Origin of the sequence: Polaromonas sp. YR568, from assembly GCF_943369675.1 — a bacterium.
In the GTDB taxonomy this organism is placed as follows: domain Bacteria; phylum Pseudomonadota; class Gammaproteobacteria; order Burkholderiales; family Burkholderiaceae_C; genus Polaromonas.
Genome location: NZ_CALROB020000004.1, coordinates 1 through 25,578, shown reverse-complemented (window position 1 = coordinate 25,578; position 25,578 = coordinate 1). Strand labels below are relative to the sequence as shown.

Genomic DNA, 25,578 nt, shown 5'->3' with positions numbered 1-25,578 from the left:
CACTTGGCGTCTCAACGGAAAACACCATGAACACTCCCACCCCCATTTCCACCGGCAGCATCCCTGAAATCCTGAGCCATGTCGACGCCGGCGTGATGACCATCACGCTCAATCGCCTGGACAAGAAGAACTCCATCACCTCCGCCATGTACGGCGCCCTGGCCGATGCGCTGGAGTCAGCCAACCACGACGCGGCCGTGCGTGCCGTGGTGATCCAGGGCCATGAAACGATTTTTTCGGCCGGGAACGACATTGCCGATTTCCTGGACAAACCACCCGCCACGCCCGACGCACCGGTGTTCCGTTTCCTGCGCGGCATCAGCAGCTTTCCCAAACCGCTGGTCGCCTCGGTGTGCGGCCCGGCCGTCGGCATAGGCACCACGCTGCTGCTGCACTGCGACCTGGTTTACGCGGGCGACAACGCCGCGTTCTCCATGCCCTTCGTCAACCTGGGCCTGTGCCCCGAGGCGGCGTCCAGCTTCCTGGTGCCGCAGCTGATGGGCTACCCGCGCGCAGCCGAGGCGCTGCTGCTGGGCGAGCCCTTCATGGCCGAGACCGCATTGGAAATCGGCATGATCAACCGCATCGTGCCGCCCAGCGAGGCCAATGCGCTGGCACAACGCCAGGCGCAAAAACTCGTGACCAAACCACTCAGCGCGCTGATGGAAACCAAGCGCCTCATGAAAAAAGGCAACGCCACCCTCGTGGCCGAGCGCATGTCCGAAGAGGCCACGAGTTTTGGACGCATGCTGGGCGAGCCCGCCGCGCGGGAAGCTTTTACGGCGTTTATGGAAAAGCGCCGGCCAGACTTCAGCGCAGTCTGAAGTCTGCGTCCGAAGGACGACCGCGCAGCGGGCCGGCGGTTTCGCTAAAAGCGCCGGCCAGATTTCAGCGCAGTCTGAAGTCTGAGTCCGAAGGACGTTGAGCCTCTTGCTCCTTCCCCCTCTGGGGGAAGGCTGGGATGGGGGCTTCGGCCTGAAGTGGGGCCGCGATGAATCGCGCGCCGCGAGCCCCCATCCCTACCTTCCCCCAGCGGGGGAAGGAGTAACACCAATCTGCACCGGCGCACCGGCCCGCTTAAATCTCGAACCGTATCCCCTGCGCCAGCGGCAGGCTCGATCCGTAGTTGACGGTGTTGGTCGCGCGGCGCATATACGCCTTCCACGCATCCGACCCCGACTCGCGCCCGCCGCCGGTTTCTTTCTCGCCGCCGAACGCACCGCCGATTTCCGCGCCGCTGGTGCCGATGTTGACGTTGGCGATGCCGCAGTCGGAGCCGCGCGCCGAGGTGAAGATCTCGGCCTCGCGCAGGTCCTGCGTGAAGACGGCTGAAGACAAGCCGTGCGCCACGGCGTTGTTCATGGCGATGGCGTCGTCAAAGTTGTCGTAAGGCACAACGTAGAGGATGGGCGCGAAGGTCTCGTGCAGCATGGGGCCGGCTTGCTCCTTCAATTCCACGATGGCGGGGCGCACATAGTGGGCCGAGCCTTCGCCCGTTTGCTTGTCGCCGAAGTGCACGGTGGCGCCCAGCTTCTTCGCTTCGCCCAGCGCGGCCTGCATGGCCTCAAACGCGCGGCCGTCGATCAGCGGGCCGACCAGCGTGCCGTCTTTCAGCGGGTTGCCGATGGGCAGGCGCGCGAAGACAGCGACCAGGCGCTTCACCAGCTCCGGGTAGATGGAGCGGTGCACGACCAGGCGGCGCAGGCTGGTGCAGCGCTGGCCGGCGGTGCCGGCCGCCGCGAAAGCCGCGCCGCGCACCACGAGTTCCAGGTTGGCCGAGGGGCAGACGATGGCCGCGTTGTTGCCGCCCAGTTCCAGCAGCGAGCGCTTGAACAGGCCGGCGCAGGCGATGGCCACGTTCCTGCCCATGGCGGTCGAGCCGGTGGCACTGACCAGCTTGACCTGCGGGTGCTTCACCAGCGCTTCGCCGGTGGCGCGTTCGCCGACCAGCAACTCGCTCAGGCCTTGCGTCGCCAGGCCCAGCTCTTTGGCGGTCTGCAGCAGCAGGCCGTTGAGTGCGATGGCCGACAGCGGTGTTTTCTCGGAAGGCTTCCAGGCCAGCGTGTTGCCGCAGACCAGCGCCAGCGCGGCGTTCCAGGCGAACACCGCCATCGGGAAGTTGAAAGCCGAGATGATGCCGACCACGCCCACCGGGTGCCAGGTTTCCAGCAGCTTGTGGTCGGGGCGTTCGCTCGCAATCGTCAGGCCGTACAACTGGCGCGACAGGCCGACCGCGAATTCGCAGATGTCGATGACCTCCTGCACTTCACCCAAGCCTTCCTGCAAAATTTTGCCGGTCTCCAGCGAGATCAGCTGGCCCAGTTCGGCCTTGTGGCGGCGCACGGTTTCGCCGAAGGCGCGCACCAGTTCGCCGCGCTTGGGCGCGGGCACGTTGCGCCATTCAAGAAAGCGCTGGTGCGCGGCGTTGAGGGCACCGTCAACGTCTGCGGCGCTGTGCACGGCCACGCGGGCCAGGCGGCTGCCGTCAATCGGCGTGAACACGTCGATGGCCGTGCTCGCCTTGCTGTCCAGCTCGGCGCTGAGGCCCAAGGCCTTGAAGAGGGATGAAGCGTCGTTCGCGTGACTCATGATGAAGTCCTTTCGTGGTGTGTCTCTGGAAGAAATCAGGCTGTGGTGGCGAGCTTGCGCAGGCCGCGGCCCAGGCGTTCTGCGCCTTGCCGCAGCGCCTCCGCTGCGGGATTGGCAAAACTCAGGCGCAGCCAGGGCTGTGCGGCGCCGCTGATGCTGAAGGCGGCGCCCGGCACCACCAGCACCTGGTGTTCGAGGCCGAAGTCCACCCAGGCCTGCGTCGGCAGCAGGGGCAGGGCGTTGCTGAGCTTCGCCCAGATGAACATGCCGCCCAGCGGCTCATCGAATTCGAGCAGGTCGCCGCAGTGCATGCGCAGCGCCTCGGCCAGCACCGCGCCCTTGGCGGCATAGGCCGGACGCAGCGAATCCAGATGCGAATGGAGCCGGCCGGAGGTCAGCATGGCGGCCAGCGTCAGCTGCTCCAGCGAGCCGCTGTGCACGTCCGCCGCCTGCTTGGCCAGCACCACGCCGCGCGCGATGCCGGCCGGCGCAAGCAGCACGCCCAGGCGCAGCGCCGGGGCAACCACCTTGGAATAGCTGATCATGTAGGCGACCTGCGCGGGCGAGCCGGCCTGCTGGTTCAGCTGCGCGAGTGGTGGCGGCGGTGCTTCGCCAAACCAGAGTTCGCCATAGGGGTCGTCCTCGATCAGCGTGACGCCGTAGTGCGCGGCCAGTTCCAGCAGGCGCAGGCGGCGCGCCAGCGGCATCACGGCGCCGGTGGGGTTGGCGAAGTTTGGCACGACGTAAAGCACACGCGGGCCTTCAGCTTGCAAGATGGGTTCCAGTTTTTCCACGTCCATGCCTTGCGCTTCGGTCGGTACTTCGACCAGGCGCGCGCCCGCGAAGCGAAAAGCCTGCAGCGCCGCCGGATAGTTGAAGGATTCCACCGCCACACCTTCGCCGGGCTCGACCAGCACGCGCGCGAGCAAATCAATGGCCTGCTGCGAGCCCGTGGTGATCAGCACATCCTCCGCCTGCGCCGCCAGGCCGCGCTGGTGCAGCAGCGCCGCGCTGGCTTCACGCAGCGCGGGCAGGCCCTCGGTGGCGCCGTACTGCAGGCTGCGGCCTTGCAGCTGGCCGGCCACTTCCAGCAGCGACTCGCGCAGCCATTCGGCCGGCAGCAGTGCCGGGTCGGGGTGGCCGCCGGCGAGGGACACCATGCCTTCGCGGCCGGCCAGCGCCAGCATGGCGCGTATCGGCGAGCCGCTGGCCTGCGCATACAGCGGGCGCAGCGGCCCGCGCGCGGGCGTCATGCGCGGGCGGCCGTCATGCCGAAAATGCCGGTGGCGTTGCCGGCGTCGAAGGCCAGGTCCAGGCGCGGCTGCACGGGATCGTTGGCCGCGTTGTTGGTTTGCAGTTCGTCGCGTGTGATGAATTCGTAAAACGAGCCCGGCACTTCGCGCCAGACGCGGCCTTGCGCGGTGATGAAGTCGCGCTGCACGTCGGCTGCGCGAAACGCAGTCTGGCGCACGCGGCCGCTGGCCGAGACTTCGACCTTGTCCTTGATGGGCCGGCCCAGCGCGCGCTGGCGCTCGGCCACCGCATCGACGTCGTCCACGCGGTCGGTCGCGTGGTTGAAGGCATTGCCTTCGGTGGAAATCCAGGCCATCTCGGCCGATTCGGCCAGTAGCAGCTCGTAGTCGTCCATCGCGAACACGCCGTGCTGGCGGTCAAAACACTGCAACAGCTGCGGCAGCAGGCGCAGCGCCTGCGCCAGGGGCAGCACGCCATCGCGCGTGAGCTGCTCCAGGTCGGCGACGTCCTGCGGGCCCAGCGGGTCGCGCGAGGTCGACAGCACGCGCGTGACGGCCGACTGGAAGGGCGCGGAGAACTGCTCGGGGTGCAGCTCGGAGACAAAGAACTGCGCGATCTCTTCGGGGAAATCGCGGTGGCTGTAGGCCCGGCCCGTCATCTTCAGCCGCGGCAGCGGGTAGGTGCCCTGCAGTTCAAACCCCAGCGGGCGCAGCACGCGCGTGAAGGCCGCCTCGCCGGCCGGCAGGGCGCCGCTGGGCCAGCGCACGGTGCGCAGCGCGCCGTGGTCGAACACCACCTTGCGCTGCTGGCCCACCACGTCGCTCGCGATGTAGTCCTGCCCGGCAGGCACACGCTGCACCAGGCCGTGGAACAGCGCCATGTTGAGCGCCTGGGCCAGTTCCGCGCGGCTGACGGTGCCCGAGGCGGCTTGCTGCAGGGCAGGGTGGACGTACATCTGTTCATGGATGGTTTGGACGGCTTCGGGTGGAAGGCAGGCGGCGAGCAGCTTCTGGAGGTGGGTCATTTCAGGCTTGTTGTTGGCGGGGAAAGCCGGATTTTCGGCAGTTTCAACCATGCGCACAAAGGATCAATTTCGATGGATGCATGAGATATATTCATGCGATGCGCCGAAAAATCCCCTCCACCCAGGCCCTGCTGGCTTTTGAAGCGGCCGCCCACCGCGGCAGTTTCACGCTGGCCGCGCAAGACCTGTCGGTGAGCCAGAGCGCCGTCAGCCATCAGGTGCTGGGGCTGGAGCAGGAGCTGGATGTGAGCCTGTTCCGCCGCCTGCCGCGCCAGCTCGAATTGACCGACGCCGGCCGCTCGCTGCTCGCGCGCGTCAGCCCGGCGCTGGATGCGCTGGAGGCCGCGATGCTGGACCTGGTCTCGTCCAAAGGCGAGGGCGGCACGCTGGAGTTGGGCGTGGTGCCGACGTTTGCCACCAAGTGGTTGATCCCGCGCATGCCGTCTTTTTTGAAAGCGCACCCGCACGTCACGCTGAACCTGGCGACGCGCCTGCAGCCTTTTGATTTTTCATTGACGGGGCTGGACGCGGCCATCCACTACGGCCGGCCCGACTGGCCGGGCACGGAATCGGAATACCTGATGGGCGAGGACAGCGTGGTGGTGTGCAGCCCGGCCCTCATCAAAAAGCGCCAGCTGCGCAAGCCGGCCGACGTGATGAAGTTCACCCTGATCCACCAGAGCACGCGGCCGAACGCCTGGCGCGACTGGTTCCAGCTGGCCGGCATCGCCGACACCCAGAGCGCCGGCACCGGCCCCAAGTACGAGCTGTTTTCGATGATCGCGCAGGCCGTCAAGGCCGGCCTGGGGCTGGCCGTGCTGCCGCGCTTCCTGGTGGCCGACGACATCGCCGACGGCACGCTGGCCGTGCCCTTTGAGCTCTCGCTGAGTTCGGACTTCGCCTACTACCTGGTCTGGCCCTCGCAGAAAACCAGTTGGCGGCCGCTGGTGCAGTTGCGTGAGTGGCTGCGTGAGCAGGCGGCCGCGCCCTGAACCGCGAGCCGCTCAAAGATCCTCGTGGCGTTGTTGCGCTCTATGCCTTTGTGGTGAGGGGGGTAGCCATGGTCACAGATGCCTTGTTTTCAATCTGCGTTCATCTGCGAAATCTGCGGATAAATTCAAGTTTTGTCCGCCGCCGCCAGGCTTTGCGCGGGCCTGCGCAGCGTGCTGTCAAACGGGTTGATCTGCGCGCCTATGGCCGCGGCTTCGCGCTTGAGCAGCTCCACCACCGTGGGCAGGCGGTCCGGGCTCAGGCGTGAGGAAATCGTGCCGACGCTGAGCGCGGCGACGGCGCGGCCTTCGCGGTCCAGCACCGGCACGCCGACACCGGCCATGCCGTCCAGCAGGTTGGTGTTGCGCCCCGCGTAGCCGAGCTCGCGCACGCGCGCGATCTCGGTGCGCAGGTAGACCTCGTCATAGACACCGAACTCGCGCACGCGCGGCAGGTTGTAGCGGATGACTTCCTCGCGCTCGGTCTCGGGCAGGAAAGCCAGGATGGCCAGGCTGCCCTGGCCCATGCCCAGCGCCACGCGCCCGCCAATGTCGCCGGTGAAGGAGCGTATCGGGAAGGGCCCTTCGCTGCGGTCCAGGCAGACCGCGTCAAAACCGCTGCGCACCAGCAAAAAGATGGTGTCGCCCAGGCTGGCGCACAGGCGCAGCATGGACGGCCGGCACAGTCCGCGCAGGTCCATGGTGTTGCCGGCCTGGGCGGCCAGCGCGAAAAAATCGATGCTCAGCCGGTACAGCCTGGAGGCCGCTTCCTGCTCCACCACCCGCTCGGCCACCAGGCTTTGCAGGATGCGGTGGGTGGTGGCCTGCGTCAGGCCCGTGGCCCGGGCGAGGTCGGTGATGCGCCCGCCTTTGGCCTGGGTGGCAGCCAGCGCCCGGATGATGGAAAAGGCGCGCTGCACGCTGCTCGAGCTATTGTCTTCATCTTTCACGGCGTCTCCTTTGGCGGAATCGGTATGCCATGAAGTGTATATAAATTCCATTCAACGGAATAAATCAAATAAAGATATCTCTATACGGAATAACCTATTGACGATTTTTTATGGGATGCCCTAGCATGAAGTCATCAGGGTGTCATCGTTTTGCACGTCGTTTTGTCTGTGCGGCGCTGTCCGTCCCCTTGTTGCAGAGGTGCTTCCCATGTCCTTTTTGACCTTGTCGAACGTGAACAAGTCTTACGGCGCCACCCGCGCCGTGGCCGACATGAACCTGTCGGTGGACAAGGGCGAATTCGTGTCGCTGCTGGGCCCTTCGGGCTGCGGCAAGACCACCACCTTGCAGATGATTGCGGGCTTTTGTGAGGTCACGTCGGGGCAGGTCACGCTGGACGGCCGCGACATCACCCATGCCAAACCCAACTCGCGCGGCCTGGGCATCGTGTTCCAGAGTTATGCGCTGTTTCCGCACATGAGCGTCTACGACAACGTGAGCTTCGGCCTGGAGATGCGGCGCGTGGACAAGCAGGAGCGCGCGGAACGCGTGAAGGCCGCGCTCGGGCTGGTGCACCTGGAGGCGCATGCCGGCCGCTACCCGCGTGAACTCTCCGGCGGCCAGCGCCAGCGCGTGGCTTTGGCGCGCGCCCTGGTGATTGAGCCGCCCGTGCTGCTGCTGGACGAGCCGCTGTCCAACCTGGACGCCAAGCTGCGCGAGGAAATGCAGTTCGAGCTGCGGCAGATCCAGCGCAAGGTCGGCACCACCACGGTGATGGTCACGCACGACCAGACCGAGGCCATGTCCATCAGCGACCGCGTGGTCGTCATGGAAGCCGGCCGCGTCACGCAGATCGACCAGCCGCACCGGCTCTATGAACACCCGCAGACCCGCTTCATCTCCAGTTTTGTCGGCAAGGCCAACCTGCTGGAAGGCCGCGTGACGGCCGGCGGCCCCTGGGCCACGGTGAACGTGGGCGGCAACGTGCCGGTCGAAGTCGAAGCCACCGGCATATCGCAAGGCGACGCGGTGGTGCTGAGCCTGCGCCCCGAAAAAATACGCCTGGTGCCCGAGGCCCAGGGCCGCATAGGCGGCACGGTCAACGAGCGCTTCTTCCTCGGCAGCCAGTGGCTCTACCAGGTGTCGACCGCCGCCGGCCTGCTCGCCGTGGTCTGCCCCAATGACGGCACGGCGCCCGCCGAAGAGGGTTCCAACGTGGGCCTGGACTGGGCATCGCAGCAGGTGCGCCTGCTGCCCGGCGCCTTGGCGGTGCCGGCATGAACACGGCAACGCGCTTTTGTTCCCTCTCCCTCTGGGAGAGGGCTAGGGTGAGGGTCTTCGCCACGACCGAAGCCCTCACCCCCACCCTCTCCCAGAGGGAGAGGGAGAAAGAGGGGCAGCCATGAACAGGCCCAGCGCCGCACGCGCGCCCTGGCTGCTGTCGGCGCCGGCTTTCACGCTGTTCGCCTGCCTGCTGCTGGTGCCGCTGGCACTCACGGCCGTGCTGTCCTTCCAGGTCTTCGACCACGCCACAGGCGTCAAGAACAGTTTCACGCTGGCGCATTACGCCGCCGTGCTGACGGACGACTACTACCACGGCATCTTCTGGCGCACGCTGTGGATCTCGGCGCTCACCACGCTGATCTGCATCGTCATAGGCGCGCCCGAGGCCTATGTGCTGAGCCGCATGCGCAGCCCCTGGCGCTCCATTTTGCTGCTGGTGGTGCTGGCGCCGCTGCTGGTGTCGGTGGTGGTGCGCGCTTTCGGCTGGAGCATGCTGCTGGGCCCCGAGGGCGTGGTCAACCAGGCCATGCGCGCCGTGGGCCTGCCGTCCATGCGCATCCTCTATACCGAGGCGGCCGTGGTCATCGCGCTGGTGCACGTCATGCTGCCCTTTATGGTGATCCCGGTGTGGACCTCGCTGCAAAAGCTGGACCCGGGCGTGGAAGACGCGGCGCTGTCGCTGCAGGCCTCGCACTTCACCACCTTGCGCCGCATCATCTTTCCGCAGGTGCTGCCGGGTATTTTGTCGGGCAGCCTGATCGTCTTCGGCCTGAGCGCGAGCGCCTTCGCGATTCCCGGCTTGCTGGGCGGCAGGCGCCTCAAGATGGTCGCCACCGTGGTCTATGACGAATACCTGCACGAGCTCAACTGGCCGCTGGGCGCGGCGATTGCGCTGACCCTGCTCCTGGCCAACCTGGCCATCATGCTGAGCTACAACCGCGTGCTGGAACGCTCCTACAAAAAATCACTCGGATAGGGAGCGCGCAGCATGTCCAAGAACGGTCCCCTCGCGCTGCTTTTCAACGCGCTCGTCATCACCTTCATGCTGGCGCCGCTGGTCATCGTCTGCGTGGTGGCCTTCACGCCCGGCAACACGCTGGCCATCCCGACCACGGAATTTTCCCTGCGCTGGTTTCGCGCGGTGTTCAGGCATTCCGACTTTGTGCAGTCCTTCAAGAACAGCCTCTGGCTGGCGGCGATTTCGGCCACACTGGCCACGGTGCTGGCCGTGCCGGCCGGGCTGGCGATTGCGCGCCACACCTTTCCCGGCCGCGATTTCCTCAACGGCCTGTTTTTGTCGCCGCTGATCATTCCGCACCTGGTGCTGGGCGTGGCCTTGCTGCGCACCTTCTCGCTGATAGGCGCGACCGGCAGCTTCTTCTGGCTGGCGCTCGCCCACGTGGTCATCATCACGCCCTATGTGCTGCGCCTGGTGCTGGCCTCGGTGGAGGGCAGCGACCGCAGCGCCGAGCAGGCGGCCCTGTCGCTGGGCGCGAGCCAGGCGACCGTGTTCGTGCGCGTCACGCTGCCCATGATTTTGCCCGGCGTCACCGGCGGCTGGCTGCTGGCCTTTATCAACAGCTTCGACGAAGTCACCATGTCGATCTTCGTCACCGCGCCCTCGACGGTGACCTTGCCGGTGCGCATGTACATGTACGCGACCGAATCGATAGACCCGCTGATGGCGGCGGTCTCCGCGCTCATGGTGGCGCTCACGGCGGTCGCCATGCTGGTGCTGGACCGCATCTACGGCCTCGACAAGATTCTGGTGGGACATAAATGAAGCCATTCGTCGCAAGCCCGGGCCAAGGCACGGCGCTGCTCCATCGCGTGGCCGAAGCCGGCCGCAAGCCCGTGGGCTTTGTGCTCAACGGCCGGGCCCTCACGGCGCTGGCCGGCGACACCGTGCTGACGGCGGTGCTCACCCATGGTGCGCAGCTGCGCTTCAGCGAATTCAGCGGCGAGCCTCGCGCCGGCTTTTGCCTGATGGGCGCCTGCCAGGACTGCTGGGTCGCCACCGAATCGGGCCAGCGCCTGCGCGCCTGCGGCACTTTTATTGAAGAAGGCATGCGGCTGGTAACGGGCGCGGAGGGGCCGGTATGAGCGTGCAGCCCGTCATCGTGGGCGCAGGGCCGGCCGGCGTGCGCGCGGCCCAGGCACTGGTGGCGCACGGCGTGCGCCCGGTGGTGGTGGATGAAGCGCCGCGCTGGGGCGGGCAGATTTACCGCCAGCCGCCCGCCGGTTTCACGCGGCCCAAAGAAACGCTCTATGGGTTTGAAGCCGGGCGCGCCGACGCGCTGCACGGCGCCATGGCGGGCATGCTGGACAAGGTCGACTACCGGCCCGACACCCTGGTCTGGAGCGCCGAAGGCGGCAAGCTCGACTTGCTTCACCACGGCGCCATGAGCACCCTGGCCTACAGCCAGCTCATCGTCGCCACCGGCGCGACGGACCGCGTGCTGCCTTTTCCGGGCTGGACGCTGCCCGGTGTCTACACGCTGGGCGCCGCGCAGGTGGCGCTCAAATTCCAGGGCTGCGCGATCGGCTCGCGTGTGGTGTTCGCCGGCACCGGGCCCTTGCTGTATCTGATCGCCTACCAATATGCGAAGGCCGGCGCCCAAGTGGCGGCGGTGTTGGACACCGCCGGCTTCGCGGGCAAGGCCGCCGCCGTGCCCGCCATGCTGCGCCAGCCCGCGCTGCTGGCCAAGGGCATGTATTACCTGGGCTGGCTGCGCGCGCACGGCATCGCGGTGCACCAGGGTGTGGAGCTGGTGAAAGCCACCGGCGGCGAGCGCGTGAATGCCATGCACTGGCGCAAGGGTGGCCGCGAGCACCAGGTCGATTGCGACGGTGTGGGCTTCGGCTACGCGCTGCGCTCCGAGACACAGCTGGCCGACTTGCTGGGCTGCCGTTTTCGTTATGACGCGCTGCAGCGCGGTGCGCTGCCCGAGCGCGACGCCGTGGGCCGTTCCAGCGTGCCGGGCGTCTACCTGGCCGGCGACGGCGCCGGCATCATGGGCGCCGATGCGGCCGAGTGGGCCGGCGAGCGCGCGGCGCTGGCGCTGCTCACGGACACCGGCCACCGCATAGACCTGGGGCGCGCGGCCCTGCTGGAGCGGCAACTGGCGCGCACGGCCGAATTTCGCCAGGGGCTGGAGCGCGCCTTCCCCTTCCCGGTCCAGTGGGCCGCGAAGGCCCCGGATGAGCTGGTGGTCTGCCGCTGCGAAGAAATCACCGCCGGCGAGTTGCGCCGCTGCGTGGCCGACACCGGTGCGCGCGAGATGAACCGCCTGAAAGCGCTGACGCGGGTCGGCATGGGCCGTTGCCAGGGCCGGACCTGCGGCGTGGCGGCGGCCGAAATCCTCGCGCAGGCCTGCGCCGCCGCGCCCGACGCCGTGGGCCGGCTGCGCGGGCAGTCGCCGATCAAGCCCCTGCCGTTTTCGGCTATCGCTACACCGGCGATGAAGCAGGAGGCCGCATGATCGAACGCATCACGGCCGACGTCGCCATTGTGGGCGGCGGCATCATGGGATCGTCGGCCGCGCTGTTTTTGCGCCGCATGGGCTTTTCGGTCGTGCTGCTGGAGCGCGACCTCTGCGGCTCGCGCTCCAGCGGCGTCAACTACGGCGGCGTGCGCCGCCAGGGCCGGCCGCTCAGCCAGCTGCCGCTGTCGCAGCGCGCGCAGACGCTGTGGGCACGGCTCCCCGAGCTGATAGGCATGGACGGCGAATACGTGCGCTCGGGCCATCTCAAGATCGCGCGCAGCGAGGCCGACGTCGCCTCGCTCGAAAGCTACCGCGAGCGCACGCAAGGCTTCGGCATGGATTTGCAGATGCTGTCCACGCGCGCCCTGCGCGAGCGCTGCCCCTGGCTGGGCAAGGCCGCCGTCGGCGCCTCGCTGTGCCCCGGCGACGGGCAGGCGAACCCTCGCCTGGTGTCACCGGCCTTCGCGCTGGCCGCGCGGCGCCTGGGCGCCGACGTGCGCGAGCAGACCCGCGTGGACGAGGTCGCGCTGGACGGATCGCAGTTTGTGCTGCGCTCGGGCGACGCGCTGGAAGTGCGCGCCAAGCATCTGCTCAATTGCGCAGGCGCCTGGTCGGACGCCATCGCCGCGCAGTTCGGCGAGGCCGTGCCCATGGAGGCCGGCCACCCTGAAATGGCAGTGACCGAACCGCTGCCGGTTTTCATGAACCTCAGCCTCGGCGTGGAAGGCGGCGGTGTGTACGCCCGCCAGGTGGCGCGCGGCAACTGCGTCATAGGCGGCGGCCGCGGTTATGCGCTGGACGGCGAGCGCGCCCGCGCGCAGCGCAGCGGCATGGCCGGCCTGATGCAGCAGACCGTCGAGCTGCTGCCGGCGCTGAAGAACGCCCACATCATCCGCACCTGGAGCGGCACCGAAGGCTACCTGCCCGACCGCCTGCCGGTGATAGGCCCCAGCGCCACCACACCGGGCCTGATTCATGCATTCGGTTTTGCCGGCGGCGGCTTCCAGCTGGGACCCGGCGTGGGCGCGGTGCTGGCCGACCTGGTCAGCGAAGGCCGCAGCGCCACGCCGATAGACGCTTTTTCGATTGAACGCTTTTCCACAAGCCCGCGCGTGACAACCGCCGGGCTTGTTGCTTCCACTGTTGTCTGAGCCTGCCTTGATCCACTTTTCACTTCACCAACGCCACCAGGAGCTTTCCATGAACATCTCCCCACGCTTTCCGACCGCCCGCGCCACCGCGGTGTCGCTCGCCGTTCTTGCTGCCGGCCTGGCCGGCGGCAGTGCCATGGCCCAGACCAAGACGCTGTACATCGGCATGAACGGCGGCACCATGGAAAAAACCTACACCGAGCACGTCTTCGGCGCCTTCGAGAAGGCCAACAACGTCAAGGTTGTGGTCGTGCCCGGCACCTCTTCGGACATCCTGGCCAAGGCCCAGGCCAACAAGGACAACCCGCAGATGCATGTGATGTTCCTGGACGACGGCATCATGTACCGCGCCATCGGCATGGGCCTGTGCGAAAAAATGCAGGCCACCCCCGCGCTGAACGACCTGTTCCCGACCGCGCGCTTCAAGGGCGACATGGCCGCCGGCGTCAACATCGGCATGACCGGCATCGCTTACAACAAGAAGATGTTCACCGAAAAAGGCTGGACGCCGCCGACCTCGTGGATGGACATGGCCAACCCCAAGTACAAGGGCAAGGTGGTGTTCCAGTCGCTGTCCTCGTCGACCTTCGGCCTGCACGGCTTCCTGCTGTTCAACCGCATCCAGGGCGGCAGCGACAAGAACGTGGAGCCCGGCTTCAAGGCCTGGCCCACCACCATAGGCCCCAACGTGCTGGAGTACATCCCGAGCTCGGCCAAGCTCTCTGAAATGGTGCAGACCGGCGAAGCCGCGATGTTCCCGCTCACGCCCACGGCGGTCGGCGTGCTCAAGGAAAAAGGCCTGCCCGTCGAATACGTGCAGCCCAAGGAAGGCTCGGCCGTGCTGACCGTCGGTGAATGTGTGATCGCCAAAAACAGCGAACCCGCGCTGGCCCACAAGCTGGCCCAGTACCTGCTGTCCCCCGAAGCCCAGGCGGCGGCGCTGGAGTTCGGCGACCAGATCCCGTCCAACCCGAAAACCAAGGCCAGCGGCAAGGCCGCGGCGCTGGTGACGCAAATGAACGAGTACATGAAAACCGCGATTGCCGTGGACTGGGACGTGATCAACGAAAACCGCCCGGCGTGGAATGCGCGCTGGAACAAGACCGTCGAGCGCTGATTCTTTACGGTGCAAGCGGAGCCGCTCAAAAACCCTCCTGGCGTTGTTGTGGCCGCCTTGCCGTGCTGTAGCACTGTCTGCGGCGTCACGCCTAGCCAGGACCGCTTCGCTGGGTTTTGTGAGCAGCTCTCGTCAATGTTCTCGTAGCCCAAAACATCACGCCGTTCGGGCTGAGCTTGTCGAAGCCCTTCGACAGGCTCAGGACGAACGGTGGTGAGATAGGTCGAGGCTATGAAACCGCGTCTTGTCCGGCGCACACTTCGCGCACGCAGCCACGCAACCAGCGGTGCGCCGGGTCCGCATCCAGCCGCGGGTGCCACAGCAGCGACACCGTGAATTGCGGCGTGGCGACGGGCAGCGCAAAGCTGTGCATGCCGTCGCGCAGGTTTCCGGTATGCCTCTCGGGCACGGTGGCGACCAGGTCACTGGCGCGGGCCAGGGCCAGCGCGGTGGAAAAGCCGCCGACCAGCGTGGCGATGTCCCGTTCCAGCGCGAGGGATGCCAGCGCCTCATCGACCGGCTCCGCGCCCAGGCCGCGCCGCGAGACGCCTATATGCCTGGCGGCGGCGTAACGTTCCGGCGTGAGCTTGCCTTTGCCCAGCGGGTGGCCCATGCGCACCACGCCGATGAAACGGTCGCGGAACAGGGCCTGCACGCGCAACTCGGGCGCGGCCGTCTTGCCGACGACACCTGTTTCCAGGTCGACGATGCCGTCGCGCAGCGGCGCGCTGTCCTTGTCGAGTTTCTGCACAAAGCACAGGCGCACGCCGGGCGCTTCGGCGGCGATGCGGGCCATCAGCGCGGGCCCGAAGTTTTCCACAAAGCCTTCGCGCGTGCGCAGCGTGAAGGTGCGCGACAGTTGTTTGAGCCTGAGTTTTTTGGCCGGGCGCAGCACGGCTTCCGCGTCCTGCACCAGTTGGCCGACCTGTTCGCGCAGTTCCATCGCGCGTGGCGTGGGCACCAGGCCGCGCCCGGCCCTGACCAGCAGCGGGTCACCGGTGGTCTCGCGCAAGCGCGCCAGGGCGCGGCTCATGGCCGAAGGACTCAAGCGCAAACGCCGGGCCGCGCGCGCGACGCTGCCTTCCGCGAGCAGAACGTCCAGGGTGAGCAGCAGGTTGAAATCGGGTGTTGACATACCGGCACCATAGCGTAATTCGCCATGGCATGGCGTCAAACGCACTAACAAGCTGCAAATGCTGCGCCTTCCGCTATTTCAGGCAAGGAACTACGCTTGAAGCAGCTCCATTCCGGGAGCCGCCAGACAAGGAAAGTTCATGTTGAAGCCACCCATTTCAAACCCAGATCAAGCCGCCGCCGGCGAAAAACTCACCCCCGCTGCCCGCTGGGCGCTTGCCGGCCTGTCGCTGTCCATGCTGCTGTCCTCGCTGGGCACCAGCATCGCCAACGTGGGCCTGCCCACGCTGGCGCAGGCCTTCAACGCCTCCTTCCAGCAGGTGCAGTGGGTCGTGCTGGCCTACCTGCTGGCCATCACCACGCTGATCGTCAGCGCCGGGCGCCTGGGCGACATTGTGGGCCGCAGGCGCCGGGCCGCGCGCGCCACGCTGCCTTCGGCGAGCAGCACATCGAGGGTGACCAGCAGGTTGAAATCGGGTGTAGCCATGCCGCCACCATAGCGCAATCCGGCTGTGGCATGGCGTTTGGCGCATCAATAAAGTGCAAATGCTGCGCCTTCCGCTATTCCAGGCAAAGAACTACGCTTGAAGCAGCTCCATGTCGGGAGCCGCCAGACAAGGAAAGTTCATGTTGAAACCGCCTATTGCCAATCCAGACGCGCTTGCCGACGCAAGCCTGAAACTCCCACCCGCCGCCCGCTGGGCGCTCGCCGGCCTGTCGCTGTCCATGCTGCTGTCCTCGCTGGGCACCAGCATCGCCAACGTGGGCCTGCCCACCCTGGCGCAGGCCTTCAACGCTTCCTTCCAGCAGGTGCAGTGGGTGGTCCTCGCCTACCTGCTCGCCATCACCACGCTGATCGTCAGCGCCGGGCGCCTGGGCGACATCGTGGGCCGCAGGCGTTTGCTGCTGGCCGGCATCGCCCTGTTCACCGCCGCCTCGGCCTTGTGCGGCGCGGCACCCACACTGTGGCTGCTGGTTGCCGCGCGGGCGGCGCAGGGCCTGGGGGCCGCCGTGATGATGGCGCTCACCATGGCCTTTGTCGGTGAGACGGTCAGCAAGGCCAGGACCGGCAGCGCCATGGGCCTGCTGGGCACCATGTCGGCGGTGGGCACCGCCCTCGGCCCTTCGCTGGGCGGCGTGTTGATTGCCGGGTTCGGCTGGCGGGCGCTCTTTTTTGTCAATGTGCCGCTGGGGTTGTTGGCGCTGTTTTTCGCGTACCGCTACCTTCCCGTCGACAAGCCAGACGCCAATGCGCAGCGCGCGCGCTTCGACAGCCTGGGCACGCTGCTGCTGGCCTTGACGCTTGGCGCGTATGCGCTTTCCATGACTTTGGGGCGCGGCCGTTTCGCATCGCTCAACCTGGCCTTGCTGTTGGCCGCTGCGCTTGGCACAGGGCTCTTCGTGTTCGTCCAGTCGAGATCTACATCCCCCTTGATCCGGCCGGCAATGTTCCGTGACTGGAACCTGAGCGCCAGCCTTGCCATGAGCGCGCTGGTCGCGACGGTGATGATGGCGACGCTGGTGGTCGGGCCTTTTTACCTGGCGCGCGCGCTGGGGCTGGAGGCGGCCGTGGTGGGGCTGGTGCTGTCGGCCGGCCCGTTTGCGGCCGCGCTGGCCGGTGTGCCGGCCGGCCGCATGGCTGACCGTTTCGGCGCGCAGCGCATGACCCTCGCCGGGCTTGTTGCAATGGCGGCCGGCGCCGTGCTGCTCTCCATGCTGCCCGCAAGCTTGGGTATCGCCGGTTATGTCGCGCCGCTTGTCGTGGTGACCGTCGGCTACGCGCTGTTCCAGACGGCGAACAACACCGCCGTCATGGCAAACGTGCGCGCGGACCAGCGCGGCGCGGTGTCCGGCCTGCTCAGCCTGTCGCGCAACCTCGGGCTCATCACCGGCGCCTCCGCGATGGGCGCCGTGTTCGCGTTTGCATCGGCGGCGGCTGACATCAGCACGGCAAGTCCCGACGCGGTCGCCGCGGGCATGCGTGTCACCTTCGCGGTCGCCGCAGCCCTGGTCCTCATCGCGCTCGCCATCGCGCTGGGGAGCCGCGCCTTCGCGGCACGGCGGCCGGTACCCGCGGATGCATGATCACCCAGCGGGGTTCATCTGCTCAAGAATGTCGCGCACCCGGTCCAGCGAGGGATCGATGTCGGCGGTTTCGATGACGCCGTAGCCCAGCATCAAGCCTTGCCGCACCGGTGTGAAGTGGTAGAACACGTCGAGCCCGTAGAGGCCGACTTCCGCGCGGCGTGCCAGCCTGAGCAGCATGTCCATGTCGAGCTCGCGCCGGCACAGGGCCGCAAGGTGGATGCCGGTGGTGGCGGGTATCAGTTCAAACCAGGGCGACAGGTCGCCGTTGAAGCGCGCCATGATTTTTTCACGGCGCTCGGCATAGACCGTATGGCAGCGGCGTATGTGTTTGAGCAGGTCGCCGTTTTCCATGAGTTTGACCAGCGCCCACTGCGCCGGCATGGAGGTGTGCCAGTCGGTCAGGTGTTTGGCCGTGCCCACGGCCTGCAGCAGGGCGGGCGGCGCGATCAGGTAGCCCAGGCGCAGCTCGGGCGACAGCGTCTTGGAAAAGGTGCCGACAAACGCCACGTTGCCGTGGCTGTCCATGCTTTGCAGCGAGTCGGTGGGCCGGCCTTCGTAGCGGAATTCGCCGTCGTAGTCGTCCTCGATGATGACGGCGCCGAGCGCCTGGGCCCGGGCCAGCAGTGCCTTGCGGCGGCGCTCGCTCATGGGCATGCCCAGCGGGAACTGGTGCGCGGGCGTGACGTAAATCAGGCGCGTGCCGTCCGGGATTTTTTCCACCTGCATGCCTTCGGCATCGACCGGTATGCCGACGACGTTCGCGCCCTGGGCGACAAGCAGTTGCCGCGCCGGCGGGTAGCCGGGCTCTTCAAAGGCCACCGTGCAGCCCGGCTCAAGCAGCACGCGCGCGACCAGGTCCAGCGCCTGCTGCGCGCCGGTGGTCACGATGACGTCTTCCAGGGTGCAGCGCACCCCGCGTGAAAAGGCCACGTGCCGCGCGATCAGGTCGCGCAGCGCCGGCAAGCCTTCGGTTTCGCCGTAGGTGCCGCGCGAGGTGGCCGCCACCCGCAGCGCATGCATCACGCAGCGGCGCCAGTCGTCCAGCGGAAACAGCGCTCGCGAAGGCGCGCCGCCTATGTATTCGTAGCGCGCGGTGCCCGCGGGGGTGGGATGGCGCAGCGGCGTCGGCATGCTGCGCCAGCGCTCCACCACGGCGGAGCCGGCGAAATCCGCCAGGCCCAGCGGCTTGCGCGCCGGGACGCTGCTGCTGACAAAGGTGCCGCTGCCGACCCTGCCCTCCACCAGGCTTTCATAGGTCAGCCGGGCGTAAGCCTCGTTGACGGTTTTGCGTGACAGCGAAAGCCGTTCCGCCAGCAGGCGCGAAGGCGGCAGCTTCTCGCCCGCGGCCAGCCGGCCCGAGCGGATCGCCTCCTTGAGCTGGCGGTACAGCTGCCCGGTCAAATCCTTGTCGCCCTCGATCACCACGTGCAGTTCCATGAATTGGACTCCTCTAAATACCCCGGATTGGCCGCCTTGGGCTGAGGGTAGCACCCCTAGCATTGAGGCACTGACAAAGAAACAACCAAGCAAGCAACCAACCAAGGAATCGACATGGAACAGATGAAGCAACGACTGGATTTTTACAAGGCCTCGCCCGAGGCCATCAAGGCCATGGTGGCACTGGAGGTCGCGGTGTCCAAACTCGGCATCGATCCCGCGCTGCAGGAGCTCCTCAGGCTGCGCGCCTCGCAGATCAACGGCTGCGCCTACTGCGTGGACCTGCACAGCGGCGACGCCCGCAAGAAGGGCGAAACCGAGCGGCGCCTGTACGCCGTGTCGGTCTGGCGCGAAACGCCGTTTTTCACGCCGCGCGAACGCGCCGCCCTGGGCTGGACGGAAGCCATCACGCGCATTGCCGACACGCATGCGCCCGATGAGGCCTACGAGGCGTTGCGCGCCGAGTTCAGCGAGGCGGAGTGTGTCAACCTGACGCTGGCCATTGGCCTCATCAACAGCTGGAACCGCCTGGCCATCGGTTTTCGCAAGATGCCCACGGCGTGAGGGGATGTGATGAAAACGAATCCCCAACACGCGCTGGCGCTGCTCAAAGCGCTGCTTGTCTCCGTGGCATTTTCGGCCGCACCCTGGGCCATGGCCCATGACGCCGCAGGCGAGGAAAAAGTGACGCCCATCCAGATGCAGAAACTGCCGGACGTCCCCGGCAAGCAGGTGGCCATGGCCGTGGTCAGCTATGAACCCGGCCAGGCTTCCACGCCGCACTTCCATTCGGGCTCGGTGTTCGCCTATGTGCTGGAAGGCGAAGTCGTCTCGCAGCTCGAAGGCCAGCCGCCGGTGACCTACAAGACCGGCGAATCCTGGTACGAGCCGCCGCGCGCGGCGCACCTGGTGTCGCGCAATGCCAGCGGCACACGTCCCGCCAAACTGCTGGCCTGGCTGCTGATGGACGAGGGCGGGCAGATCAAGCAGCCCTTGCCCGCCAGGCCATGAACCCCGCCGCTTCGTCCGCCTTGCCGAAACCGCAGGCCAAGCACCTGCTGTACGGCCTGATCGCCAGCCTGCCCTTCAGCGACTTCCTGCAGACCGGCATCGTGGCCTTCAGCGCCGCGCCCATCATGGGCGACATCGCGGCCAGCCCTGAGGAATACAGCATGGTGGCCACGCTGTATGCGGTGGTCGCCATCGGCATGATCGCGCTGCAGCGCCGGCTGGTCGAGCAACTGGGCTGGCGGCGCCTGGTGCAGGCGGCCGGCCTGTTGTTCGGGCTGGGGGCCGTGGCGTGCGGGCTCTCGGGCAGCCTGGCCGGCTTTACCGCGGGGCGGCTCGTCATGGCGATGGGCTGCGCCTCCTTCATGACGGCGGCGCGCATGCTGGTCAACCACATCCCGCCGTCGCCGCGCCGCTTCACCGGCATCCGCTTCCTGGCCGGCGGCCTGGCCTGGGGCCTGGCGGCCGGCCCCTTGCTGGCGTCCTGGGCGCTTGCCTCGCAGAACTGGCGCGCCGCTTTTTTCCTGATGGCCGTGCCGGCGGCGCTGATCGCCGTGCTCGCGCAATGGGCGCCCATGGACGAGGTGGTTCAGCCGCGGGCGCGCTCCCGCTCCCGTTCCATGAGCCTGCTCGCGGTGATGGCCCTGATGGCCGGCAGCTTCGCGGCGCTGCATGCGCTGCAGCGCTCGGGCTTCGACTTTTTCAGCGAGCCGCAGCGGCTGCTCGCCTGGGGCGCGCTGGCCTTGCCGGTGCTGTGGCTGTTTGTGCGGCTGAACCGGCAGGGCGGCGGCGCGCTGATCGCCTTTGGCTCGCTGGCGCAGCGGCGCTATCTGGTGGGCATGGGCATCTTCGCCACGGCCTACCTGGTGCTGGGCGCCAACAGCATCATGCTGCCGACGCTGCTTCAGCGGGTGCTGGGCCTGCCGCTGGAAATCGTCGGCCGTTACCTGGGCTGCGGCGCGCTGGCCGGTGTCGCCACCCTGATCGTGGTGACGCGGCTGCTGCCGCGGCGGCCCGGCCCCACGCCGTATTACCTGGCCGGTTTCAGTGCGCTGCTGCTGTGCGCATGGCAATTGAGCCGGCTCAGCGAAGGGGCCGACCCGTTTCGCAGCGTGCTGCCGGCGCTGCTGTGCAACGGCGCTTTTATGCTCGCCGTGCTGCCCGTCACCGCCATGCAGACCTTCATGAAACTGCAGCACGACGAGGAGACCTTCTCGCACGCCAACCAGCTCAAGAACATGCTCGCGCAGTTCGGCATCGCGGCGGGCATGGCGCTGGCGACCCTGCTCATGCAGTGGCGCAGCAATGTGCACTACACCCGGCTCGCCGAAAGCCTGTCGCCGTCCAACCTCGCGCTGGGCCCCGCGTTGGAGCAGCTCACGCAGTGGTTCTCTTCCACCCAAGGCGCCTCGGTGGCGCCGCGCATGGCGCTGGCCCAGCTCGCCGCCTGGGTGACGCAGGAGGCCACGCTGATGGGCGCGCTCGATTATTTTGTGGCGCTGTCCTGGTTCGCGGCCCTGTGCCTGGGGCTGGTGATGGCTGAGGGCACCTGGCGCAGGTTCGCCTCCCGCTGAGGCTGTTGTGCGTTTATTTGCGCAGCAGCCGCAAGCCGTTGGCGACCACCAGCAGGCTGGCGCCCATGTCGGCGAACACCGCCATCCACATCGTGGCGGTGCCGAAGACGGCCAGCACCAGGAAGACGCTCTTGATGCCCAGGGCCAGGCTGATGTTCTGCCACAGGATGGCATGCGTGCGCTGTGACAGGCGCACGGTTTCGGCCACGCGCTCCAGGTTGTCGTTCATGATGACCACGTCGGCCGCTTCCATGGCCGTGTCGGCGCCGGCCCCGCCCATGGCAAAGCCGATGTCGGCCTGGGCCAGCGCGGGCGCGTCGTTGATGCCATCGCCCGTCATGCCGGTGGCGCCGTAGCGCTGCTGCATTTCGCGGATCGCCTCGAGCTTGGCTTCGGGCAGCAGGTCGCCGCGCGCGTCATCAATGCCGGCCTGGCTGGCGATGGCGCGCGCCGTGGCGGCGTTATCGCCGGTCAGCATCACGGGCGTGACGCCCAGCGCCTTGAGGTCGGTGATGGCCTGGCGCGAGGTCTGCTTGATGGTGTCGGCCACGGCGAACAAGGCCAGCACGCGGGTCTCGTCGGCCAGCAGGGTCACGGTGCGGCCTTGCTGCTCGTGCTGGGCCAGCTCGGCCTCCAGCTCCGCGCCGCACAGGCCCCGTTCGTGGATCAGGCGGTGGTTGCCCAGCACCAGGCGTTGGCCTTTGGCCACGCCCTCGGTGCCGCGCCCGGGCAGGGCCTTGAAGTCCTGCACTTCGGCGGCTTCGGTCTTCAAGCCCGCCGCGATGGCTTTGGACACGGGATGGTCGGAGCGCGAGGCCATGCCCGCGGCCAGCTGCGCGGCGGACGCGGCATCCGCGCCGCCCCAGACGCGCCAGTCCACCAGTTGCGGTTTGCCTTCGGTGATGGTGCCGGTCTTGTCGAGCGCAACGGCCTTGAGCAGGCGCGCGCTTTCCAGGTAGGTGCCGCCCTTGATCAGGATGCCGCGCCGCGCGGCGGCCGACAGGCCGCTGACGACGGTGACCGGCGTGGAAATCACCAGCGCGCAGGGGCAGGCGATCACCAGCAGCACCAGCGCCTTGTACAGCGACTCCTGCCACGTGAGGCCGGCCAGCAGCGGCATCAGCACCGCGACCGCGACGGCGATGGCGAACACCGCCGGCGTGTAGACGGCGGCAAAGCGGTCGACAAAACGCTGCGTGGGCGCGCGCGTGCCCTGGGCCTGCTCGACGGCGTGGATGATGCGCGCCAGCGTGGTGTTGCCGGCCGCCGCCGTGACGCGGATTTCGATCTCGCCGGTTTCATTGATGGTGCCGGCAAAAACGGCGTCGCCGGTTTCCTTGTCGACCGGGATGCTCTCGCCGGTGATGGGCGCCTGGTTGATGGCGCTGCAGCCCTGGGTGATGAGGCCGTCCAGCGGCACGCGCTCGCCGGGGCGTATGCGCACGATCGCCTGCAGCGGCACGGCGGCCACCGGCGTCGCAGTCCACGCGCCGCCCTCACCGCGCACCAGCGCCTGCTCGGGCGCCATGTCCAGCAGGCCCTTGATGGCGTTGCGGGCGCGGTCCACGGCGCGCGCTTCAATCAGTTCGGCAATCGCATACAGCGCCATCACCATCGCGGCTTCCGGCCACTGGCCGATCAGGAAGGCGCCGGTGACGGCCACCGACATCAGCGCGTTGATGTTGAGCTTGCCGCGCAGCAGGGCGGCCATGCCTTTTTTGTAGGTGTCCAGGCCCGCGAGCCAGATCGCCACGGCCGCCACCGCCATGCCGGCGATTTTCCAGGCCATCAGGTCGGGTGCAAAAAAAGACACAGCCTCGGCGGCCACGGCCAGCACCAGCGCCGCGACCAGGCGGGTGGCGCCGCTGCCGAAGCCGCCTTCATGGCTATGGTCGCTGTGATCGTGGTCATGCCCCTCATGGCCTTGCGTTTGCGCGGCACCGGCCTGCGCCGGCTGCGGGTCAAACCCGGCTTTGCGGATGGCCTCCAGCGCCGGCGCATAAGCCTCTTCGCCGGCGTCAATCCGCAGCGTGCGCGCCCCCAGCTGGAAGCCGAGCGAACGTATGCCGGCAATCGGCTCCAGCGCGCGGCGTATGTCCGATTCCTCGGCGCTGCAGTCCATGGTGGCGATGCGGAATGTCCGGCCTGCGGCGCCTGTCACCGGGGGCATGGGAACGGCGGCCGCATGGGGGGCGCCGCAGCAGTCGCCGGTAGGGGAATCGGTGCCGGAAGCGAGGGTGTTTTCAGGTTTCATGGCTTAATTGGAAACCCTGTAGCGGCCTTAGGGTCAAGCGGGGGTGTGAAGTGACCCTACAGCAATGTGGGACGGTATTCAAGGAGTCGCCATGAAAATCGGGGAACTGGCCAAAACCGCGCAGACGCAGACGGAAACCATTCGCTACTACGAGCGCGAGGGCTTGCTGCCCGAAGCGGCGCGCACCGATGCCAATTACCGCATCTACGATGAAAGCCACGTGCAGCGCCTGGCTTTCATACGCCACTGCCGCTCGCTGGACATGACGCTGGCCGAGATCCGCACCCTGCTGGAATTCAAGGACGCGCCCGCCGGCAGCTGCGCCGACGTCAACACCCTGCTGGACGAACACATCAGCCACGTCGCCACGCGCATCCGCGAACTCAAGGCGCTGGAAAAAGACCTCAAGCTGCTGCGCGAGCAGTGCGCCAGCGGCGGTGCCGGCGACTGCGGCATCCTCAGCGGGCTTGAAAAAGCCGCGCTGCAGCAAAGCCGGCATCGCACCCCGGTGAGCAAGGGCCATGCGGCGCACATCCACGGCACGCATCCCCAGGTGGGTGGGCCCGCCAAAGAGGGCGGGACCCAACCTGCGAAGAAAGCTTAGCCATCATCCGGAGCTGGGAGTCATATTTTTGCCAAGCGCTTGCTTGTTAAAAATCCCGGCTTTTGCTAAGGTCCATGCTTATGGACACATCTTCCGCGCGTTCGCGCCCCGTCGCACGCGCTTCCGCTGCTTCAAAAACCGCCGCCGCCGGCGCTGAAAAACGCCCACGCGGCCGCCCGCGCAAAACCCTGGACGAACGCGATGACGGCAACCGCCGCGTCGAGCTCATCAACACCGCCGCCCGGCTGTTCCGCCAAAAGGGTTTTGACGCCACCAGCACGCGCGACATTGCGGCCGCTGTCGGCATGCACAGCGGCTCGCCCTTCTACCACTTCAAAAGCAAGGGCGCGCTGCTCTACGCGGTGATGGACGAAGGCATGCGCTCGGCAATCCAGCGCCAGGCCGCGGCCCTGCAGGCGGTGAAGCCCGCTACCGCCGCAACCGCGCAGCTGCGGCTGCTGGTGCGCAACCACTTCGATGTGCTGCTGGGCCCAGGCAGCGACTTCATTCCGGTCATGCTGTACGAGTCGCGCGCCATCACGGCCCGGCAGCGCGCGCTGCTGGCCAGGCTGCAAGGCGACTACGAAGCCGTCTGGGAGCCGGTGCTCGAGGCCCTGGCCAAGGCGGGGCAGCTCAAGGGGCCGGTGAAGCTGGCGCGCCTGTTGATGTTCGGCGCGCTCAACTGGTCGGTGCAGTGGTTTGACGCGAAGAAGCCGGCCACGCTGGACGACCTCACCGACGCGGCCATGGCGCTTTTTATCCACACGCCCGCGCGCGGCAAAGCCTCCGGGAAGGCGGCATGAGCCATCCCCGCCCGACCTGACTGGCATGCACCGCGTGACGCCTGCGACACAACAATGAGAACCATGACCCAATCACCAAAACCCACCCCCGCCGGTGCAATCGCGTTCGAGCCCGAATTCATCGCCGGCCTCAAAGACCTCTTTGAGGAAAAAATCGTTTTCAACAAGCTGCTGGGACTGAAGATCACCTCGGTGACCGCCGAACGCGTAACGGCCCGCATAGCCATGCGTAACGAGCTGATAGGCCACTACGCCCACAACCGCATCCATGGCGGCGTCATCAGCGCCGGGCTGGACGCCATGGGCGGGTTGGCGGTGATGGCGGCCATAGGCGCGCGGCATATGGACGAAGCGCCGCTGCAGCGCTTGCACCGCTTTGCCAAGCTGGGGACGATTGATTTGCGCATTGACTATTTGCGGCCGGGGATCAGTGATTGGTTTGAGTTGCGGGCGGAGGTGATGCGGCTGGGGTCGCGTGTTGCCAGCACGCGGATGGAGTTTTTGGGCGCCGACGGAAAATTGTTTTCGACTGGCGCTGGGGCTTATATCGTTTCTTAGCCGGGTCTTGCGCCGGCGGCGCGCCTCTTGCTGAGGCTTGCTGGCCGGGGATTGCCCGGCGGCAACTCACTTTTCTTTTGCTTCGCGGCGTGTGTCAAGGTAGTTGTCGCCTCGGGTGAACTTATGCGGCGAGATTTTGCCTTTGCGCTTGTTCGCGTTCCGGATTGAGGTACACGGCGTCTGCCAGGTGCCAGTTCCTGATCTGTGCGGACCAGCGTTGCGGATGGCGGTCCCGGGCTGCCTGGTAGAGTTGCCTGCGCTCTTGCAACAAGGCTTT

General features: G+C 67.2%; 23 protein-coding genes and 2 pseudogenes. 17 read left to right on the top strand and 8 right to left on the bottom strand.

The genetic code is table 11. From position 1 onward, the window contains the following. The first annotated feature begins 26 nt into the window (after positions 1–26). The gene (locus ACLV8F_RS02840; RefSeq protein ID WP_411882730.1) at positions 27–824 is read left to right on the top strand and encodes an enoyl-CoA hydratase; all 798 of its coding nucleotides are present in this window, start codon (positions 27–29) and stop codon (positions 822–824) included. Positions 825–1,077: 253 nt separating this feature from the next. On the opposite strand, the gene ACLV8F_RS02835 is transcribed toward ACLV8F_RS02840, so the two are convergent. Genes ACLV8F_RS02835 through ACLV8F_RS02825 form a run of 3 tightly spaced genes read right to left on the bottom strand, consistent with a single transcriptional unit; the run spans position 1,078 to position 4,867 of the window. Next, positions 1,078–2,589, bottom strand: a complete 1,512-nt coding sequence (locus ACLV8F_RS02835; protein ID WP_411882729.1) for an aldehyde dehydrogenase family protein — start codon at positions 2,587–2,589, stop codon at positions 1,078–1,080. A 35-nt stretch (positions 2,590–2,624) separates the two neighbouring features. Continuing rightward, positions 2,625–3,842 carry a PLP-dependent aminotransferase family protein gene (locus ACLV8F_RS02830; protein ID WP_411882728.1) on the bottom strand — a complete coding sequence of 406 codons (1,218 nt, stop codon included), beginning with the start codon at positions 3,840–3,842 and terminating at the stop codon, positions 2,625–2,627. After that, positions 3,839–4,867, bottom strand: a complete 1,029-nt coding sequence (locus tag ACLV8F_RS02825) for a DUF1338 domain-containing protein (RefSeq protein ID WP_411882727.1) — start codon at positions 4,865–4,867, stop codon at positions 3,839–3,841. The genes ACLV8F_RS02830 and ACLV8F_RS02825 overlap by 4 nt, the downstream gene beginning before the upstream one ends. A 98-nt stretch (positions 4,868–4,965) precedes the next feature. Between ACLV8F_RS02825 and ACLV8F_RS02820 the strand changes: the two genes are divergently transcribed. Further along, positions 4,966–5,859 (top strand): LysR family transcriptional regulator, encoded by an 894-nt coding sequence (locus ACLV8F_RS02820; RefSeq protein ID WP_411882726.1) that lies wholly within the window; start codon positions 4,966–4,968, stop codon positions 5,857–5,859. A gap of 125 nt (positions 5,860–5,984) precedes the next feature. Here ACLV8F_RS02820 and ACLV8F_RS02815 read toward each other — a convergent pair whose 3' ends face one another. Beyond that, entirely contained in the window at positions 5,985–6,806 is an 822-nt protein-coding gene (locus ACLV8F_RS02815) for an IclR family transcriptional regulator (RefSeq protein ID WP_411882725.1), read from the bottom strand. A 208-nt stretch (positions 6,807–7,014) separates the two neighbouring features. Between ACLV8F_RS02815 and ACLV8F_RS02810 the strand changes: the two genes are divergently transcribed. From ACLV8F_RS02810 to ACLV8F_RS02780, 7 genes are all read left to right on the top strand, one after another. After that, positions 7,015–8,085, top strand: coding sequence for an ABC transporter ATP-binding protein (locus tag ACLV8F_RS02810; protein ID WP_411882724.1), 1,071 nt, complete (start codon positions 7,015–7,017; stop codon positions 8,083–8,085). Positions 8,086–8,206: 121 nt separating this feature from the next. After that, the gene (locus ACLV8F_RS02805) at positions 8,207–9,064 is read left to right on the top strand and encodes an ABC transporter permease (protein ID WP_411882723.1); all 858 of its coding nucleotides are present in this window, start codon (positions 8,207–8,209) and stop codon (positions 9,062–9,064) included. Positions 9,065–9,076: 12 nt separating this feature from the next. Further along, the gene (locus tag ACLV8F_RS02800; protein WP_411882722.1) at positions 9,077–9,871 is read left to right on the top strand and encodes an ABC transporter permease; all 795 of its coding nucleotides are present in this window, start codon (positions 9,077–9,079) and stop codon (positions 9,869–9,871) included. After that, a complete protein-coding gene (locus ACLV8F_RS02795) occupies positions 9,868–10,191 on the top strand; it encodes a (2Fe-2S)-binding protein (protein ID WP_411882721.1) in 324 nt (107 codons plus the stop codon). Before ACLV8F_RS02800 ends, ACLV8F_RS02795 begins: the two co-directional genes overlap by 4 nt. Further along, positions 10,188–11,570 carry an FAD-dependent oxidoreductase gene (locus ACLV8F_RS02790; protein ID WP_411882720.1) on the top strand — a complete coding sequence of 461 codons (1,383 nt, stop codon included), beginning with the start codon at positions 10,188–10,190 and terminating at the stop codon, positions 11,568–11,570. Before ACLV8F_RS02795 ends, ACLV8F_RS02790 begins: the two co-directional genes overlap by 4 nt. Further along, positions 11,567–12,724 (top strand): NAD(P)/FAD-dependent oxidoreductase, encoded by a 1,158-nt coding sequence (locus tag ACLV8F_RS02785; RefSeq protein ID WP_411882719.1) that lies wholly within the window; start codon positions 11,567–11,569, stop codon positions 12,722–12,724. The genes ACLV8F_RS02790 and ACLV8F_RS02785 overlap by 4 nt, the downstream gene beginning before the upstream one ends. Before the next feature lie 49 nt (positions 12,725–12,773). After that, the gene (locus tag ACLV8F_RS02780) at positions 12,774–13,841 is read left to right on the top strand and encodes an ABC transporter substrate-binding protein (RefSeq protein ID WP_411882718.1); all 1,068 of its coding nucleotides are present in this window, start codon (positions 12,774–12,776) and stop codon (positions 13,839–13,841) included. A gap of 229 nt (positions 13,842–14,070) precedes the next feature. On the opposite strand, the gene ACLV8F_RS02775 is transcribed toward ACLV8F_RS02780, so the two are convergent. Beyond that, entirely contained in the window at positions 14,071–14,976 is a 906-nt protein-coding gene (locus ACLV8F_RS02775; protein ID WP_411882717.1) for a LysR family transcriptional regulator, read from the bottom strand. A gap of 75 nt (positions 14,977–15,051) precedes the next feature. Here ACLV8F_RS02775 and ACLV8F_RS02770 point away from each other — a divergent pair. Further along, positions 15,052–15,385 (top strand): annotated as a pseudogene (locus ACLV8F_RS02770) (MFS transporter); the annotation flags it as partial. On the opposite strand, the pseudogene ACLV8F_RS02765 reads toward ACLV8F_RS02770, so the two are convergent. Continuing rightward, positions 15,346–15,462: pseudogene (locus tag ACLV8F_RS02765) on the bottom strand (LysR family transcriptional regulator); the annotation flags it as partial. The pseudogenes ACLV8F_RS02770 and ACLV8F_RS02765 sit on opposite strands and share 40 nt — an antisense overlap. A 140-nt stretch (positions 15,463–15,602) precedes the next feature. Here ACLV8F_RS02765 and ACLV8F_RS02760 point away from each other — a divergent pair. Next, positions 15,603–17,060, top strand: a complete 1,458-nt coding sequence (locus ACLV8F_RS02760) for an MFS transporter (protein WP_411882716.1) — start codon at positions 15,603–15,605, stop codon at positions 17,058–17,060. Here the strand turns inward: ACLV8F_RS02760 and ACLV8F_RS02755 are convergent, their stop codons facing one another. Next, positions 17,061–18,500 (bottom strand): PLP-dependent aminotransferase family protein, encoded by a 1,440-nt coding sequence (locus ACLV8F_RS02755; protein WP_411882715.1) that lies wholly within the window; start codon positions 18,498–18,500, stop codon positions 17,061–17,063. It lies immediately after the preceding gene. Between the two features lie 123 nt (positions 18,501–18,623). Here ACLV8F_RS02755 and ACLV8F_RS02750 point away from each other — a divergent pair, with 123 nt between their 5' ends. The 3 genes from ACLV8F_RS02750 to ACLV8F_RS02740 are packed head-to-tail and all read left to right on the top strand — an operon-like array spanning position 18,624 to position 21,082. Beyond that, the gene (locus ACLV8F_RS02750; protein WP_411882864.1) at positions 18,624–19,064 is read left to right on the top strand and encodes a carboxymuconolactone decarboxylase family protein; all 441 of its coding nucleotides are present in this window, start codon (positions 18,624–18,626) and stop codon (positions 19,062–19,064) included. 9 nt (positions 19,065–19,073) lie between these two features. Continuing rightward, positions 19,074–19,511 (top strand): cupin domain-containing protein, encoded by a 438-nt coding sequence (locus tag ACLV8F_RS02745; protein WP_411882714.1) that lies wholly within the window; start codon positions 19,074–19,076, stop codon positions 19,509–19,511. After that, entirely contained in the window at positions 19,508–21,082 is a 1,575-nt protein-coding gene (locus ACLV8F_RS02740) for an MFS transporter (RefSeq protein WP_411882713.1), read from the top strand. Before ACLV8F_RS02745 ends, ACLV8F_RS02740 begins: the two co-directional genes overlap by 4 nt. A gap of 13 nt (positions 21,083–21,095) precedes the next feature. Here the strand turns inward: ACLV8F_RS02740 and ACLV8F_RS02735 are convergent, their stop codons facing one another. After that, positions 21,096–23,336, bottom strand: coding sequence for a heavy metal translocating P-type ATPase (locus ACLV8F_RS02735; protein ID WP_411882712.1), 2,241 nt, complete (start codon positions 23,334–23,336; stop codon positions 21,096–21,098). A gap of 91 nt (positions 23,337–23,427) precedes the next feature. Here ACLV8F_RS02735 and cadR point away from each other — a divergent pair, with 91 nt between their 5' ends. The 3 genes from cadR (at position 23,428) to ACLV8F_RS02720 (ending at position 25,301) form a co-directional block, all read left to right on the top strand. Next, entirely contained in the window at positions 23,428–23,940 is a 513-nt protein-coding gene (gene cadR / locus ACLV8F_RS02730) for a Cd(II)/Pb(II)-responsive transcriptional regulator (RefSeq protein WP_411882711.1), read from the top strand. Between the two features lie 80 nt (positions 23,941–24,020). Beyond that, positions 24,021–24,743: a TetR/AcrR family transcriptional regulator gene (locus ACLV8F_RS02725; RefSeq protein WP_411882710.1), complete on the top strand. Its 723-nt coding sequence runs from the start codon at positions 24,021–24,023 to the stop codon at positions 24,741–24,743. Positions 24,744–24,806: 63 nt separating this feature from the next. Next, positions 24,807–25,301, top strand: a complete 495-nt coding sequence (locus ACLV8F_RS02720; RefSeq protein WP_411882709.1) for a thioesterase family protein — start codon at positions 24,807–24,809, stop codon at positions 25,299–25,301. The last annotated feature ends 277 nt before the right edge of the window (positions 25,302–25,578 follow it).

Bases quoted from the DNA above. Each gene is read 5' to 3' on its own strand.
- ACLV8F_RS02840 (WP_411882730.1), top strand. From the start codon at position 27: ATGAACACTCCCACCCCCATTTCCACCGGCAGCATCCCTGAAATCCTG.
- ACLV8F_RS02835 (WP_411882729.1), bottom strand. From the start codon at position 2,589: ATGAGTCACGCGAACGACGCTTCATCCCTCTTCAAGGCCTTGGGCCTC.
- ACLV8F_RS02830 (WP_411882728.1), bottom strand. From the start codon at position 3,842: ATGACGCCCGCGCGCGGGCCGCTGCGCCCGCTGTATGCGCAGGCCAGC.
- ACLV8F_RS02825 (WP_411882727.1), bottom strand. From the start codon at position 4,867: ATGACCCACCTCCAGAAGCTGCTCGCCGCCTGCCTTCCACCCGAAGCC.
- ACLV8F_RS02820 (WP_411882726.1), top strand. From the start codon at position 4,966: ATGCGCCGAAAAATCCCCTCCACCCAGGCCCTGCTGGCTTTTGAAGCG.
- ACLV8F_RS02810 (WP_411882724.1), top strand. From the start codon at position 7,015: ATGTCCTTTTTGACCTTGTCGAACGTGAACAAGTCTTACGGCGCCACC.
- ACLV8F_RS02805 (WP_411882723.1), top strand. From the start codon at position 8,207: ATGAACAGGCCCAGCGCCGCACGCGCGCCCTGGCTGCTGTCGGCGCCG.
- ACLV8F_RS02800 (WP_411882722.1), top strand. From the start codon at position 9,077: ATGTCCAAGAACGGTCCCCTCGCGCTGCTTTTCAACGCGCTCGTCATC.
- ACLV8F_RS02795 (WP_411882721.1), top strand. From the start codon at position 9,868: ATGAAGCCATTCGTCGCAAGCCCGGGCCAAGGCACGGCGCTGCTCCAT.
- ACLV8F_RS02790 (WP_411882720.1), top strand. From the start codon at position 10,188: ATGAGCGTGCAGCCCGTCATCGTGGGCGCAGGGCCGGCCGGCGTGCGC.
- ACLV8F_RS02785 (WP_411882719.1), top strand. From the start codon at position 11,567: ATGATCGAACGCATCACGGCCGACGTCGCCATTGTGGGCGGCGGCATC.
- ACLV8F_RS02780 (WP_411882718.1), top strand. From the start codon at position 12,774: ATGAACATCTCCCCACGCTTTCCGACCGCCCGCGCCACCGCGGTGTCG.
- ACLV8F_RS02775 (WP_411882717.1), bottom strand. From the start codon at position 14,976: ATGTCAACACCCGATTTCAACCTGCTGCTCACCCTGGACGTTCTGCTC.
- ACLV8F_RS02760 (WP_411882716.1), top strand. From the start codon at position 15,603: ATGTTGAAACCGCCTATTGCCAATCCAGACGCGCTTGCCGACGCAAGC.
- ACLV8F_RS02755 (WP_411882715.1), bottom strand. From the start codon at position 18,500: ATGGAACTGCACGTGGTGATCGAGGGCGACAAGGATTTGACCGGGCAG.
- ACLV8F_RS02750 (WP_411882864.1), top strand. From the start codon at position 18,624: ATGAAGCAACGACTGGATTTTTACAAGGCCTCGCCCGAGGCCATCAAG.
- ACLV8F_RS02745 (WP_411882714.1), top strand. From the start codon at position 19,074: ATGAAAACGAATCCCCAACACGCGCTGGCGCTGCTCAAAGCGCTGCTT.
- ACLV8F_RS02740 (WP_411882713.1), top strand. From the start codon at position 19,508: ATGAACCCCGCCGCTTCGTCCGCCTTGCCGAAACCGCAGGCCAAGCAC.
- ACLV8F_RS02735 (WP_411882712.1), bottom strand. From the start codon at position 23,336: ATGAAACCTGAAAACACCCTCGCTTCCGGCACCGATTCCCCTACCGGC.
- cadR (WP_411882711.1), top strand. From the start codon at position 23,428: ATGAAAATCGGGGAACTGGCCAAAACCGCGCAGACGCAGACGGAAACC.
- ACLV8F_RS02725 (WP_411882710.1), top strand. From the start codon at position 24,021: ATGGACACATCTTCCGCGCGTTCGCGCCCCGTCGCACGCGCTTCCGCT.
- ACLV8F_RS02720 (WP_411882709.1), top strand. From the start codon at position 24,807: ATGACCCAATCACCAAAACCCACCCCCGCCGGTGCAATCGCGTTCGAG.